The 13,811-nt window shown below is 37.4% G+C and carries 14 protein-coding genes; 8 read left to right on the top strand and 6 right to left on the bottom strand.

What is annotated here, in order from left to right; all coding sequences use genetic code 11:
- Positions 1-28: 28 nt before the first annotated feature.
- The 3 genes from ACPT8O_RS03510 to pth form a co-directional block, all read right to left on the bottom strand.
- On the bottom strand, positions 29-1,912 hold the full coding sequence (locus ACPT8O_RS03510; RefSeq protein ID WP_021035664.1) for an acyltransferase family protein: 1,884 nt from the start codon (positions 1,910-1,912) through the stop codon (positions 29-31).
- 72 nt (positions 1,913-1,984) lie between these two features.
- The gene (gene ychF, locus ACPT8O_RS03505) at positions 1,985-3,076 is read right to left on the bottom strand and encodes a redox-regulated ATPase YchF (RefSeq protein ID WP_021035665.1); all 1,092 of its coding nucleotides are present in this window, start codon (positions 3,074-3,076) and stop codon (positions 1,985-1,987) included.
- 48 nt (positions 3,077-3,124) lie between these two features.
- Entirely contained in the window at positions 3,125-3,709 is a 585-nt protein-coding gene (pth, locus tag ACPT8O_RS03500) for an aminoacyl-tRNA hydrolase (protein ID WP_005652204.1), read from the bottom strand.
- A 166-nt stretch (positions 3,710-3,875) separates the two neighbouring features.
- On the opposite strand from pth, the gene ACPT8O_RS03495 reads away from it, so the two are divergent.
- From ACPT8O_RS03495 to cpdA, 5 genes are all read left to right on the top strand, one after another.
- Positions 3,876-4,184 carry an RnfH family protein gene (locus tag ACPT8O_RS03495; protein ID WP_005652202.1) on the top strand — a complete coding sequence of 103 codons (309 nt, stop codon included), beginning with the start codon at positions 3,876-3,878 and terminating at the stop codon, positions 4,182-4,184.
- A gap of 2 nt (positions 4,185-4,186) precedes the next feature.
- Entirely contained in the window at positions 4,187-5,401 is a 1,215-nt protein-coding gene (locus ACPT8O_RS03490; RefSeq protein WP_021035666.1) for a cupin domain-containing protein, read from the top strand.
- A gap of 1 nt (position 5,402) precedes the next feature.
- On the top strand, positions 5,403-6,722 hold the full coding sequence (xseA, locus tag ACPT8O_RS03485; RefSeq protein ID WP_021035667.1) for an exodeoxyribonuclease VII large subunit: 1,320 nt from the start codon (positions 5,403-5,405) through the stop codon (positions 6,720-6,722).
- A 194-nt stretch (positions 6,723-6,916) separates the two neighbouring features.
- Entirely contained in the window at positions 6,917-7,549 is a 633-nt protein-coding gene (nudF, locus tag ACPT8O_RS03480; RefSeq protein ID WP_021035668.1) for an ADP-ribose diphosphatase, read from the top strand.
- 9 nt (positions 7,550-7,558) lie between these two features.
- Positions 7,559-8,383 (top strand): 3',5'-cyclic-AMP phosphodiesterase, encoded by an 825-nt coding sequence (gene cpdA / locus ACPT8O_RS03475; protein WP_021035669.1) that lies wholly within the window; start codon positions 7,559-7,561, stop codon positions 8,381-8,383.
- Between the two features lie 97 nt (positions 8,384-8,480).
- Here cpdA and ACPT8O_RS03470 read toward each other — a convergent pair whose 3' ends face one another.
- Positions 8,481-8,768: a YfcZ/YiiS family protein gene (locus ACPT8O_RS03470; protein ID WP_021035670.1), complete on the bottom strand. Its 288-nt coding sequence runs from the start codon at positions 8,766-8,768 to the stop codon at positions 8,481-8,483.
- 197 nt (positions 8,769-8,965) lie between these two features.
- Between ACPT8O_RS03470 and ACPT8O_RS03465 the strand changes: the two genes are divergently transcribed.
- The 3 genes from ACPT8O_RS03465 to mutH all read left to right on the top strand — a co-directional run bounded on the left by ACPT8O_RS03465 (position 8,966) and on the right by mutH (position 11,598).
- A complete protein-coding gene (locus ACPT8O_RS03465; protein ID WP_041175378.1) occupies positions 8,966-10,315 on the top strand; it encodes a porin in 1,350 nt (449 codons plus the stop codon).
- Positions 10,316-10,390: 75 nt separating this feature from the next.
- Positions 10,391-10,930, top strand: a complete 540-nt coding sequence (locus tag ACPT8O_RS03460; protein WP_021035672.1) for a methylated-DNA--[protein]-cysteine S-methyltransferase — start codon at positions 10,391-10,393, stop codon at positions 10,928-10,930.
- The gene (mutH, locus tag ACPT8O_RS03455) at positions 10,927-11,598 is read left to right on the top strand and encodes a DNA mismatch repair endonuclease MutH (RefSeq protein ID WP_005649232.1); all 672 of its coding nucleotides are present in this window, start codon (positions 10,927-10,929) and stop codon (positions 11,596-11,598) included. The genes ACPT8O_RS03460 and mutH overlap by 4 nt, the downstream gene beginning before the upstream one ends.
- Before the next feature lie 7 nt (positions 11,599-11,605).
- Here mutH and tilS read toward each other — a convergent pair whose 3' ends face one another.
- Together tilS and pdxY are read right to left on the bottom strand one after the other, a co-directional pair.
- Positions 11,606-12,898, bottom strand: coding sequence for a tRNA lysidine(34) synthetase TilS (gene tilS / locus ACPT8O_RS03450; protein WP_021035673.1), 1,293 nt, complete (start codon positions 12,896-12,898; stop codon positions 11,606-11,608).
- The gene (pdxY, locus tag ACPT8O_RS03445) at positions 12,898-13,764 is read right to left on the bottom strand and encodes a pyridoxal kinase (RefSeq protein WP_005630043.1); all 867 of its coding nucleotides are present in this window, start codon (positions 13,762-13,764) and stop codon (positions 12,898-12,900) included. Before pdxY ends, tilS begins: the two co-directional genes overlap by 1 nt.
- Positions 13,765-13,811 lie beyond the last annotated feature (47 nt).

The raw sequence follows: 13,811 nt of genomic DNA, 5'->3' as shown, positions 1-13,811 counted from the left end.
TGGGCAAATAGCTCAACGCTTTTAGTTTCTACTCGTAGAGTTTTTTCACTTGTTCAGGTGTCATCACTCGTTGATATTTACTAAATTCTTTTGCCATATAGTAAGCACCAAAATTTGTTAAGTGATCTTGATCTCCATATAAGTATTTTCCTTCTGCCATAACGCTATCTTTTGGTAAATACTGTTGAGCATCTACCCAATAAACATTAGGAATATCTTTGATTAAATCGTGAATGATTTTGTTACTCGCATCAATATCGCCCATTCTACGAATTGGTTCTAAATACTTTTCAAGTCCATATTTCTCTAGTAAATATCCACGAATAGGTGATCTGCTAATAGAACTGTTATTTGCAAAGATATAAACCGATTTTGATTTAGCAAGTAATTTTATTGTTTCCCTAAATCTTATTTTGAAGTTAGGAATAATAGCTGATTCTGCGTTAAATCTTGGAACAGGTTGTCCTCCCATTCTTAAATCATAAAATCCAGAAATAAAAATAGCTTTATATTTAGGTGAATTAATCTCATCAAATAACTCTTGACACTCAGATGTTATTCTATTGCTTTTATCCACTAAAACAAAACAATCCTTCCCATCAGTTATGCTTAAAATAGTTGACTTCCATCCTTCTTGCTTACCAAGATATTTTAAAAAATAAGTAAGATGACCAGCATGAGAATCCCCTATTGTTAAAACTGTAGTTGGGAAGTTATTCTCTAAATTAACAGATAAAACATCTTGTTCAATATGTTCTTTTTCTTTTCTAATCTGTTTTCTTTCATAAGTGTTATAACCAATAATAAAAAGAGATGGAATTAGATAAAGATAGATAAATGCCTGTTTAAAGTTTAATTTTGATTTTCTTATAGGTTGCTCAATTAAATAATAACTTGTGATAGAAAAAATAATAGTTAATATAACAACAATTAAAACTGTAATGCCTTGAATCTGCTTGCTTCCAGTAATGTAATAAGCAAAAGCAATAAAAATCCAATGGTATAAATAAAGGGAATAAGAGATTTTCCCAATAAACACTATTGCTTTATTAGATAAACATAATTTAATGATGTTATTTTGTGATGTGGTATGAATAATTAATGCTGTAAAAATACAAGGAAGAATTAAAGTAATACCTGGAATATATGCAATATTATTATTCATTAAAAATAAGCAGGAAAATAATAGTAATGTACTTAAGATAGCCAGAATATTATTTACTTGCTTACTCAATTGAACCTTGTTTGAAAGATTATGATAAATTGCCAACAAAGATCCTACAAGTAATTCTGGAAATCTTAGGTTAGAGAGATAATAAATATTAGGCTGATGCAATACTTCTTTGTAAAAATTAGCTGGAATAAAAGAGGTAGCAAGTAAAATAAAAAACAAAATTAGCGTTATAATAAATAATACTTTAATTTCTCTAAATTTTTTATAAGCTAAAATTAGGATAAGTGGAAAAATAAGATAGTATTGTTCTTCTACGGCTAATGACCAAATATGTAACACAGGATTTTCATTTGCGCTTAAATCAAAATAACCTTGTGTTAAACCTAAATAGAAATTAGATAAGAAAGCTGTAGCTAATTCAATGGTTTTTCTTAATTGATTAAAATCATTATAAATGAAAATAACAGACGCAATGAAAGACACTAATGCCATCACTGTAATAAAAGCAGGATAAATTCGTTTAATACGTCGAGTATAAAATTGTTTAAACGAAAAAGAATTCTGTTGAATTTCTGTGATAATAATACCCGTAATCAGAAAACCAGAAATAACAAAGAAAATATCCACCCCAAGAAAACCACCAGATAACCAGTTTTCATTAAGATGATAAATAATGACTGAAATAACAGCAATTGCACGTAGTCCATCAATTTCTGGACGATATTTAATAGATGACATAATATTCCTTTTATAAAATATAAACCGCACCTTGATTTATGCGTCAAAAGTGCGGTTATTTTTTATGTGTTTTTACACGTTGAATCGGAAGTGCATGACATCGCCATCTTGTACGATGTAATCTTTACCTTCTAAACGCCATTTACCTGCTTCTTTTGCACCGTTTTCACCGTTGAATTGGATAAAGTCTTCATAAGCAATAACTTCTGCTCGGATAAAGCCTTTTTCAAAGTCGGTGTGGATTACTGCTGCTGCTTTTGGTGCGGTAGCACCAACTGAAACTGTCCAAGCTCGCACTTCTTTTACGCCAGCAGTGAAATAAGTTTGAAGATTTAAAAGTGCGTAACCTGCACGAATTACGCGGTTCAATCCCGGTTCTTCAATGCCTAAATCTTGTAAAAACTCGACTTTTTCTTCATCATCAAGTTCTGCAATTTCAGATTCAATCGCCGCACATACTGGAACAACAACCGCGCCTTCTTTTGCAGCAATTTCACGAACGCGATCTAAATATGGATTATTTTCAAAACCATCTTCATTTACGTTTGCGATATACATTGTTGGTTTTAACGTTAAGAAGTTGTAACTCTTGATTGCTTGCAATTCTTCTTTGTCTAATCCAACTGAGCGAATCATTCCTGCATTTTCAAGCACTGGGAGGATTTTTTCCATAACGGAAAGTTCAAATTTAGCCTCTTTGTCGCCACCTTTAGCACGTTTTTGTAAACGTTGGATCGCTCGTTCACAGCTGTCTAAGTCAGCTAAAGCTAATTCGGTATTGATGGTATCAATATCATCAAGTGGGTCAATTTTCCCTGCAACGTGTACAATATCGTCGTTTTCAAAGCAACGTACGACGTGACCGATCGCATCGGTTTCGCGAATATTAGCGAGGAATTTGTTACCCAGGCCTTCGCCTTTACTTGCTCCCGCAACTAAGCCTGCAATGTCCACAAATTCCATCGTGGTTGGTAATACGCGTTCAGGTTTAACGATTTCTGCCAATGCATCTAAACGCGGATCTGGCATTGGCACGACACCCGTATTTGGCTCGATAGTACAGAATGGATAGTTTGCGGCTTCAATACCTGCTTCAGTGAGTGCGTTAAAAAGAGTAGATTTGCCCACATTTGGCAATCCCACAATACCACATTTGAATCCCATAATTTTTCCCTTATTTTGAGTAAAACGGTTGTAAAACTAACCGCACTTTTAAATTTTAAAACTGTTTAAACGATTGGTCGCTTTGACCATTCCATCTTTGAAAATCATTTCCACACAATCAGTGGCTTCATCTAGCACTTTTTCAAGTGCATCGCGATCTGCTGGAGATGGTTTATTTAAGACGTAACCTGCCACTAAATCACGATGGCCAGGATGCCCAATGCCAATACGTAAACGGTAGAAATTATTGTTATTGCCTAATTGAGCCACAATATCTTTTAAGCCGTTATGCCCTCCATGCCCACCGCCTTGTTTGAGTTTTGCTGTGCCAGCAGGCAAATCTAGTTCATCGTGAATAACCAAAATTTCTTCAGGTTTAATACGATAAAAACTTGCCAATGCGCCAACTGCTTTACCGCTTAAATTCATAAAAGTTGTTGGCACTAAAAGGCGTACTTCTTTTCCATTCAATAAAGTGCGGACAGTTTTTCCAAAGAATTTATTTTCAGGATTTAGCGAAACATTAAAACGACGTGCCAAGCGTTCAATAAGCCATTCGCCTGCATTATGGCGTGTATCGGCATATTTTTCGCCAGGATTGCCTAAACCAACAATGAGTTTTATTTCTGACATTTTTATTTGATGATGTAAAAAATAGTGGCGTATTGTAGCGAAAAAGCCTTAAATTCTCAATCTATAAGGCGGAAACAAAGGGGTAATTTATTGCACGTGATTTATCATTAAAAGTCACCGCACTTTTCCGTTATAATGGTTAAAATTTTTTAATGAAGAAGTAAAAATGAATCAGATTAACATTGAAATCGCTTATGCTTTTCCCGAACGTTATTATTTGAAATCTTTTCAAGTTGATGAAGGAATCACCGTGCAAACGGCGATTACGCAATCGGGGATTTTAAGCCAATTTCCAGAGATTGATTTGAGTACAAATAAAATTGGGATTTTCAGTCGTCCAATAAAATTGACTGATGTATTAAAAGAGGGCGATCGTATTGAAATTTATCGTCCATTACTTGCTGATCCGAAAGAAATTCGCCGTAAACGTGCAGCAGAACAAGCTGCCGCTAAAAATAAAGAAAAAGGAGCTTAAAAATGACCGCACTTTCATCTGTTGATTTTTGTTTACCTGAACATATCACGCCAGAAATTTTTCTACGTGATTATTGGCAGAAAAAGCCACTTGTAATTCGTAACGGTTTACCTGAAATTGTTGGGCAGTTTGAGCCACAAGATATTATTGAACTTGCACAAAATGAAGATGTTACTGCTCGTTTAGTAAAGACATTTTCTGATGATAATTGGAAAGTTTTTTTTAGCCCTTTAAGCGAAAAGGATTTCCAAAAGTTACCAGAAAAATGGTCGGTATTAGTTCAAAATTTGGAGCAATGGTCGCCTGAATTAGGGCAACTTTGGAACAAATTTGGCTTTATTCCTCAATGGCAACGTGACGACATTATGGTGTCTTACGCCCCGAAAGGTGGCTCTGTCGGCAAGCATTATGATGAATATGATGTATTTTTAGTGCAAGGCTATGGTCATCGTCGTTGGCAAGTGGGTAAATGGTGTGATGCAAGCACTGAATTTAAACCAAATCAATCGATCCGAATTTTTGATGATATGGGCGAATTAGTCATTGATGAAGTAATGAATCCAGGCGATATTTTGTATATTCCAGCCCGTATGGCACATTATGGCGTGGCTGAAGATGATTGTTTAACCTTTTCTTTTGGCTTGCGTTATCCAAATTTAAGCAATTTGATTGATAGCGTAAGCAAAGGTTTCTGTCATCAAGATCCTGATTTGAATTTAAGTGAATTTGATTTGCCGCTACGTTTAAGCCAGTCTGAACAACGTACAGGTAAACTGGCAGATGAAAATATTCAAGCAATGAAACAGCTTTTATTAGATAAATTGGCTAATTCAAAAGCTTTTGATACGTTATTTAAACAAGCTGTGGCAAGTGCGGTGAGTTCTCGTCGTTATGAGTTATTGGTTTCTGATGAAATGTGCGATCCAGATGAAGTGCGGTCAATTTTAGAAGAAGATGGCGCGTTCCTTTCTCAAGACAACAATTGTAAATTGCTTTACACCGAAAATCCGCTGCGAATTTATGCGAATGGCGAATGGTTAGATGAACTTAATGTAATTGAGAGCGAAGTATTAAAACGCTTATCTGACGGCGAAAGTTTAGATTGGGCATTTTTATCAAGTTTAGTGAATAAAACCGAAGATCCTAAAACCTCAATGGATTTGCTGTTAGATTCAATTTGTAACTGGGTTGATGATGGTTGGGTGTTAATTGAATAATATGTCAGACAATATTTATTCCGTCTCTCAACTCAACTCTGCCGCACGTCAGATGTTGGAGGGGCATTTTTCCCAAATTTGGCTGACGGGGGAAATTTCCAATTTTACCCAACCTGTGTCTGGGCATTGGTATTTAACGCTGAAAGATAAAAATGCACAGGTGCGTTGTGCGATGTTTCGTATGAAAAATTTGCGTGTTGCTTTTCGTCCACAAAATGGAATGCAAGTGCTTGTGCGTGCCAATGTGAGTTTATATGAGCCTCGCGGCGATTATCAACTTATTATTGATTCTATGCACCCAGCTGGCGAGGGATTATTGCAACAGCAATTTGAAGCGTTAAAAATGAAGTTGGCTACGGAGGGATTGTTTGCTCAAAATCTCAAGAAAAATCTACCGCACTTTAGTAAAGCCGTTGGGATTATAACTTCTTCTACAGGTGCGGCATTGCAAGATATTTTGCATATTTTGGCACGCCGTGATCCAAGTTTAAAAGTTGTTATTTATCCCACTGCAGTTCAAGGTAAAGAGGCGACAGCAGAAATTGTGCAAATGATTGAACTTGCTAATGTGCGACAAGAAGTGGATGTATTAATTGTTGGGCGTGGTGGTGGTTCATTAGAAGATCTTTGGTGTTTTAATGAAGAAAACGTGGCGCGAGCGATTTTTCGTTCAACCTTACCCATTATCAGTGCGGTGGGACACGAAACAGATGTGACGATTGCCGATTTTGTGGCAGATCTTCGTGCGCCGACCCCTTCCGCAGCGGCTGAGTTAGTTAGTCGTAATCAAGATGAATTATTGCAACAACTTCGCCATCAACAGCAACGTTTAGATATGGCATTTGATCGTTTATTTACGCGAAAAAGCCAGCGTTTGAAACAGCTAACCTTAAGATTACACAATCAGCATCCACAGAATCAGTTACGTGTTCAACAAGCGAAAAATGCACAGCTTACGCATCGCTTGCAACTTGCAATGTTGCGTCAGTTTGAAAATACACAACAAAAATTCACCGCACTTTCTGTTCGTTTAAAACAAAATCCATTGCCATATCGAGTGCAACGTCATCAACAACGCTTAGAGCAGCTAAAAGTGCGGTTAAATTTTTGCGTAAATCGCCAAGTGACGGAGCGTCAAAATAAACTGGCAACGTTATGCGGAAAACTGGATAGCTTAAGCCCGTTGAAAGTATTGGCAAGAGGTTATTCCATTGCGGAAAACCCGCAAGGTAAAGCCATTGTTAGTGTGAAAGATGTCAATCAAGGGGATTTCATTACAACTCAAGTGGCTGATGGAAAAATTGTGAGTAAGGTTTTGTAGAATATCTGTTTTGTAAAAATGGAGTAAAACATTATCTTACATACTTCTGAAAAAAGAATGCCGTGATTATTGATAAATTATCACGGTATTTTATTTTGTGACTCACTTCAAACTTTCAACAAAAAGTGGAAACCTTCTATTTTTTTTGTAGTCTTTTAAGCGTATGATTTTGCGTTCAGTTTTGGAGAAAACAGATGTCAGAAATTCAACATTTTAGCCAACAAGATATAGAAATATTGGGCGAACAAACTTTGTATGAAGGTTTTTTCACACTTAAACAAATCCAATTTAAACATAAACTTTTTGCTGGAGGGCAAAGTGGCATCGTAACCCGAGAATTACTGATTAAAGGTGCCGCCTCAGCAGTTATCGCTTATGATCCAAAAGAAGATTCTGTGATTTTAGTCGAACAAGTTCGTATTGGTGCGGCTTATCATCCAGAATCTAATCGTTCGCCTTGGTTACTTGAACTAATTGCGGGTATGGTGGAAAAAGGCGAAAAGCCAGAAGAAGTTGCTTTGCGTGAGAGTGAAGAAGAAGCGGGAATTCAAGTCAAAAATTTAACGCATTGTTTAAGTGTGTGGGATAGCCCAGGTGGCATAGTGGAGCGGATTCATTTATTTGCAGGCGAAGTGGATAGCTCACAAGCAAAAGGTATTCACGGTTTGGCTGAAGAAAATGAAGATATTCGAGTACAGGTAGTAAAACGTGAACAGGCGTATCAATGGATGTGCGAGGGGAAAATTGATAATGGCATTGCAGTGATTGGATTGCAGTGGCTTCAATTAAATTATGCTCAGTTACAACAAAGTTGGAAATGTAGTTAGGGGGCATTAATGAAAAATACGTTTGTTTATCAGGCGGAAAAGCCTGTTATTAAATTATTACAAATTACAGATCCCCATTTATTTAAAGATGAAAGTGCGGAATTATTGGGGGTCAATACACAAGCAAGTTTTGCTCAAGTATTAAAGGAAATTCAGCAAGAAAATAACCAATTTGATGTGATTCTTGCTACAGGCGATCTGGTGCAAGATAGTAGTGATGAAGGTTACACTCGTTTTGTAGAAATGATGAGACCTTTTAATAAACCCGTATTTTGGATTCCTGGAAATCACGATTTTCAGCCTAAAATGGCAGAATTTTTAAATCAGCCACCAATGAACGCGGCAAAACATCTTCTATTGGGCAAGCATTGGCAAGCTGTATTGTTGGATAGCCAAGTTTACGGTGTACCACACGGACAACTAAGCCAGCATCAACTCGATTTATTAAAAGAAACCTTAGAAAAAAATCCTGAACGTTATACGTTGGTTGTATTACACCATCATTTATTACCAACTAATTCCGCGTGGCTTGATCAACATAACCTTCGTAATTCTCACGAATTGGCAGAAGTGCTTGCGCCTTTTACTAATGTGAAAGCTATTTTGTATGGGCATATTCATCAAGAAGTAAACAGTGAATGGAATGGTTATCAAGTGATGGCAACACCAGCGACTTGTATTCAATTTAAACCTGATTGCCAGTATTTTTCTCTTGATACCTTACAGCCTGGTTGGCGTGAAATTGAGCTATATTCAGATGGTTCAATTCGTACGGAAGTAAAGCGTATTCAGCAAGCGGAATTTTTGCCGAATATGCAAGAAGAGGGATATTAAATTTTGTGGACGTTTTAAAAATCGTTTTCATAGTGCGTATTTTTAAAACGTCCACTATTCTAATTCAATAAAAGTGCGGTCAAATTTTTAATTGTTTTTAACGATTCGCCAGTTCAAAAATCATCGCTTCTGCTTGGCAACTAAAAGTGAAAGAAGCATTTAGTTGAACGCCGTTTTCAACTGCCACGATTTCGCTTTTAATTTCGCAAGGATCGCTTTCTGTATTGCGCGCTTTCTTTGTTAATCGTTCAAGCGCTGCATTGGCATCAGCTTCTGTGTTATAAACTTGATGTACTTCTACGGTACAGTCAGAGCCATCAATAATTGTGCCTACATCAACACAGCTACAAGTTAAGGATTCTTCTGCTTTGCATTTTACGGTCATTTTCTTTTCCTTATATGAATATTTTGGCACATTTTATCATTTTTCTTGTTCCCCATAAATGACAAAAATTGAACAAAACAATCCATTAAATGCAAAAAACTCCTGCTAACTGATCGTAGCTCTAATAAAAATAGTTGCACTCAATAGATTCTGGCTTTACAATTGCCCAAATTTTTATTTATAACAAAGGGTTCCAAATGAAAAAATTTAATCAATCTATATTAGCAACGGCAATGTTGTTGGCTGCAGGTGGTGCAAATGCGGCGGCTTTCCAATTGGCGGAAGTTTCTACTTCTGGGCTTGGTCGTGCCTATGCGGGTGAAGCGGCGATTGCAGATAATGCTTCTGTCGTGGCAACTAACCCAGCTTTGATGAGTTTATTTAAAACTGCACAGTTTTCCACGGGTGGCGTTTATGTTGATTCTAGAATTAATATGAATGGTGATGTAGATTCTTCTATAACAGCTACTACAATGAGAACAACAAAGTACGGCTCAGCTTCAGCGCGTAATGTTATTCCTGGTGCTTTTGTGCCAAATCTTTATTTCGTTGCGCCAGTGAATGATAAATTCGCGCTGGGCGCAGGAATGAATGTCAATTTCGGTTTAAAAAGTAAATATGACGATAGTTATGATGCTGGTGTATTTGGTGGAAAAACTGACTTGACTGCTATCAACTTAAATTTAAGTGGTGCTTATCGAGTAACAGAAGGCTTGAGCCTAGGTTTAGGGGTAAATGCAGTTTATGCTAAAGCCCAAGTTGAACGGAATGCGGGTATTATTGCGGAGAGTGTTAAGATTGCACAAAACGCAATCAAAACAGTAAATCCTAAAGATAAAGCTACTGACTATTTGACCTCTAAAGACAAATCTGTTGTGTCATTACAAGATAGAGCAGCTTGGGGGTTTGGCTGGAATGCAGGTGTAATGTATCAATTTAATGAAGCTAACCGAATTGGTTTAGCCTATCATTCTAAAGTGGACATTGATTTTACTGACCGCACTGCCACTAGTTTAGAAGCAGAGGTTATTGAGGCAGGGAAAAAAGGTAATTTAACCCTTACATTGCCAGATTACTTAGAACTTTCTGGTTTCCATCAATTAACTGACAAATTTGCAGTGCATTATAGTTATAAATATACCCATTGGAGTCGTTTAACAAAATTACATGCTAGCTTCGAAGATGGTAAGAAAGCTTTTGATAAAGAATTGCAATACAGTAATAACTCTCGTGTTGCATTAGGGGCAAGTTATAATCTTGATGAAAAATTAACCTTACGTGCGGGTATTGCTTACGATCAAGCTGCATCTCGTCATCACCGTAGTGCTGCAATTCCAGATACCGATCGCACTTGGTATAGTTTAGGGGCAACCTATAAATTCACGCCGAATTTATCTGTTGATCTTGGCTATGCTTACTTAAAAGGCAAAAAAGTTCACTTTAAAGAAGTACAAAAAGCTGTAGGTGGCTTCATAACAACAACCGCAAATTACACTTCTCAAGCACACGCAAATCTTTACGGCTTAAACTTAAATTATAGTTTCTAATCCGTTAAAAAATTTAGCATAATGAAGCACACTTCCACACCAAGTGTGCTTTTCTTTTATAAAACAAGGCGAAAAATGACCGCACTTTATTACACTTATTACCCCTCGCCAGTGGGACGGCTTTTGATTTTATCTGACGGCGAGAGCATTACGCATATTGATTTTGAAAAAGAGCAATATGCGCCTAATCCAAAATGGCACAAGCAAGATGAATTGCCTGTTTTTCAAAAAGTGCGGTTAGCTTTTGAACGATATTTTAATGGGGAAGTTGAGTATTTTTCAGACATTCCCTTAAAACCAGAAGGCACCGCGTTTCAACAAGCCATTTGGCAAGCCTTGCGAGAAATTGATTATGGCAAGCTTTCAACTTATGGAGAGCTGGCGTTACGTATTAATAATCCTAAAGCTGTTCGTGCCGTGGGCGGCGCGGTAGGCAGTAATCCGATTAGCATTATTATTCCTTGTCACCGCATTTTAGGTAAAGATCGTACTTTAACTGGTTTTGGCGGTGGCTTAGAGGCAAAACGTTTTTTATTACAGTTAGAGAAAATTCCCTATATTGATAAAGGCACTGAAAACACGAAGCCTCGCTTTTTTAAGAAATATCACGAATGATTCCACAAACCCTTGAACAATTACTTTCCCAAGCGCAATCCATTGCTGGCTTAACTTTTGGGGAGTTAGCTGATGAACTGCATATTCCTGTCCCGATTGATTTAAAACGTGATAAAGGCTGGGTCGGCATGTTATTAGAGCGTGCTTTAGGCGCAACGGCAGGGAGTAAAGCTGAACAGGATTTTTCTCATTTAGGTGTTGAACTTAAAACGTTACCGATTAATGCGGAGGGTTATCCTCTTGAAACCACCTTTGTGAGCCTTGCTCCATTGGTACAAAATTCAGGGGTTAAATGGGAAAATTCTCACGTTCGTCATAAACTTTCTTGTGTACTTTGGATGCCGATTGAAGGCAGCCGCCATATTCCATTACGTGAACGCCATATCGGCGCGCCAATTTTCTGGAAGCCAACCGCTGAGCAAGAACGTCAATTAAAACAAGATTGGGAAGAATTGATGGATTTAATTGTACTTGGCAAATTGGAGCAAATTACCGCTCGAATTGGTGAGGTTATGCAACTTCGCCCGAAGGGTGCAAATAGTCGCGCTGTGACAAAAGGCATAGGAAAAAATGGCGAAATTATAGATACCTTGCCTTTAGGTTTTTATCTAAGAAAAGAATTCACCGCTCAAATTTTGAACGCATTTTTAGATGTAAAGCCACTTTAACTTGATTTTAAAACGCGTCAAAAACACGGAAAAAACCGACCGCACTTTTTAGCTTATCGCCATAAAAAATTAAAGGAATCCGATTTCGTTCCCAAGGTGGTACGCTTAATTCTTGCCAGATTTTTTTTATATCTTCTCTTGGTCGTTTCGGATGATGTTTCACTTTGCCCGAATAGCCAAAACGAATAGAAATAGGCAAGTTCGTTTTTTCCAGCGTAACAGAGTAATCCTGCCAGTAGAAAATCAGATTATTTTCATTTTCTTGAACAGTGAGATTGCCTAAATTATCAGGTAAACTTAGCATGTTTTGTTCTAATTTTAGGCAGTATTTGGTTAGATCAGAAAACCGTTTAGTTAAATATAAACTATCTTGATAACGTCGAATGACTTTATTTACAAGCTGAAACTGAGGATTTGCCTCTTCTTTTGCAAAAATGACATCATTAATAAGTTGTGTAAGCTGGCGTTTACTTGGCATTTCAAGTTGGTTTTTGGCAAGCCACATACGCAAAAGTGCGGTCTGTTTTGCGAGAGAATATTTGCGGAACAGACACAGTTTAAATTGGTTTTTAATTTGACAATGTTGTGCAAAAATTTCGCTCAATAAATCATTAATTAGCTGTTGTTGCTCAAAACAATGTTGTGCGGAACGTTGCACGGCTAAATCAAAATAAGCCCAGCGTGCACGTAATTCTGGCAAAATTTCATTGCGTAAGAAATTACGATCGTATCGGTTATCCTCATTACTTTCATCTGTAATCCAGTTGAGTTTTTCTTTTTGCGCGTAATTTTCTAACTGGGTGCGAGTAAAGCCTAACAAAGGGCGTAAAATTGGCATGCCGAACAATACACTTTGTTGTTGCATTGCGCCTAAGCCTTGTAGCCCACTGCCACGTTTTAGGGCTAAGAAAAAGGTTTCAGTTTGATCGTTTAGATGATGTGCTGTAACCAGCATTTCTTGTGTTTGAAGATGTTTTTTTATGGCTTGATAGCGTGCTTCACGCGCCCCAGCCTCAATGCCATTGGTTTTATCTACTTGTACGCGCTCGATAATCAACGGAATTTGTAATTGATCGCACAAGTCTTGGCAGTGTTTAGCCCAACTGTCTGCATTGGGGCTTAAGCCGTGATGGATATGGATAGCTCGTACTGATAAAGGCGGTAAGTGCGGTTGTTTTTGACAAAGTTTTGCAAATAAAGAAAGAAGTACAGTGGAGTCCAAACCACCACTCAAGGCGATAAGAAACCCTTGAGCGGTGGTTTTTTTGAGTTGTTTTTCAATGTCTGAAAGTAAATCCATTAGGCAACTTTTTCAGCTTTATAGTTGCTGCTTGGATTGAGAATTTCAAAACGTGCGGCAATGGTTTGTAATTCGTAAGAACCCAGTTCAAAGGTGGTTTTCATTACGCCTGCTACTTCGTTATTCATCGCTTCAAAAGCTTCAACATCAGATTTTCCATTGAGTAAATTTGCTAAGAATGTCCCTGCGATTAAATCGCCCACGCCCACTGGTTCAAAATTGAATTGATAAAGTGGACGGCTTAAATGCCAAACACCTTCAGGGGTTGCCATAATAATTTCAAATGTATCAGGATCGTTAATTTTACCCGCGCTGCCTAAATGTTTAACGAGAACTTTCTTCACGCCTTTTGCAATCAACGCATTCACCGCTTTTAATACATCATCAAAGGTATTAATTGGGAATTCGGTTAGCTGACGCAATTCGTGTAAGTTTGGCGTCATAATATCTGCCACTGGAATGGCTTTTTCAATAAGTGCTTCGCGAACACCATTGGCAACCACGCAGATTTTTTTCGGATGTGGCATAACTGGGTCACATAAATAAAGTGCATTTGGATTACGCAGTTTGATTTGTTCTAAGGCAAAAAGAATTTGATCGACTTGTTCCGCAGAACCTAAGTAACCTGATAACAAAGCATCACATTCTTGTAGTTTTTCAATATTATCAAGTCCAGTTACAATTTCTCGGATTTGTTCTTGTGGAATGACCATACCTGTCCATTTTCCGTATTGCGTGTGATTAGAAAATTGAACGGTATTTAATGCCCACACATCGACGCCTAACAACTGCATTGGAAAAGTCGCGGATTTGTTACCCGCAAAACCATAGACTACGTGGGATTGGATCGAAAGTACGTTTTTCATTATATTTTCTCCTTTGTTGTATATTTAGATCAAAAAAGAGCGGTAAA

It is taken from the genome of Haemophilus sp. HN_Hi08, from assembly GCF_049824455.1.
Lineage (GTDB): Bacteria > Pseudomonadota > Gammaproteobacteria > Enterobacterales > Pasteurellaceae > Haemophilus > Haemophilus influenzae_D.
Note: the sequence above shows the minus strand (reverse complement) of the source record. Positions and strands in the feature narration are given on the sequence as shown.

What these genes read in the sequence shown, in the direction of transcription:
- xseA (WP_021035667.1), top strand. Translation starts at nt 5,403, where the DNA reads ATGTCAGACAATATTTATTCCGTCTCTCAACTCAACTCTGCCGCACGT.
- pdxY (WP_005630043.1), bottom strand. Translation starts at nt 13,764, where the DNA reads ATGAAAAACGTACTTTCGATCCAATCCCACGTAGTCTATGGTTTTGCG.
- ACPT8O_RS03465 (WP_041175378.1), top strand. Translation starts at nt 8,966, where the DNA reads ATGAAAAAATTTAATCAATCTATATTAGCAACGGCAATGTTGTTGGCT.
- cpdA (WP_021035669.1), top strand. Translation starts at nt 7,559, where the DNA reads ATGAAAAATACGTTTGTTTATCAGGCGGAAAAGCCTGTTATTAAATTA.
- mutH (WP_005649232.1), top strand. Translation starts at nt 10,927, where the DNA reads ATGATTCCACAAACCCTTGAACAATTACTTTCCCAAGCGCAATCCATT.
- ACPT8O_RS03460 (WP_021035672.1), top strand. Translation starts at nt 10,391, where the DNA reads ATGACCGCACTTTATTACACTTATTACCCCTCGCCAGTGGGACGGCTT.
- tilS (WP_021035673.1), bottom strand. Translation starts at nt 12,898, where the DNA reads ATGGATTTACTTTCAGACATTGAAAAACAACTCAAAAAAACCACCGCT.
- ychF (WP_021035665.1), bottom strand. Translation starts at nt 3,076, where the DNA reads ATGGGATTCAAATGTGGTATTGTGGGATTGCCAAATGTGGGCAAATCT.
- ACPT8O_RS03495 (WP_005652202.1), top strand. Translation starts at nt 3,876, where the DNA reads ATGAATCAGATTAACATTGAAATCGCTTATGCTTTTCCCGAACGTTAT.
- ACPT8O_RS03470 (WP_021035670.1), bottom strand. Translation starts at nt 8,768, where the DNA reads ATGACCGTAAAATGCAAAGCAGAAGAATCCTTAACTTGTAGCTGTGTT.
- ACPT8O_RS03510 (WP_021035664.1), bottom strand. Translation starts at nt 1,912, where the DNA reads ATGTCATCTATTAAATATCGTCCAGAAATTGATGGACTACGTGCAATT.
- pth (WP_005652204.1), bottom strand. Translation starts at nt 3,709, where the DNA reads ATGTCAGAAATAAAACTCATTGTTGGTTTAGGCAATCCTGGCGAAAAA.
- ACPT8O_RS03490 (WP_021035666.1), top strand. Translation starts at nt 4,187, where the DNA reads ATGACCGCACTTTCATCTGTTGATTTTTGTTTACCTGAACATATCACG.
- nudF (WP_021035668.1), top strand. Translation starts at nt 6,917, where the DNA reads ATGTCAGAAATTCAACATTTTAGCCAACAAGATATAGAAATATTGGGC.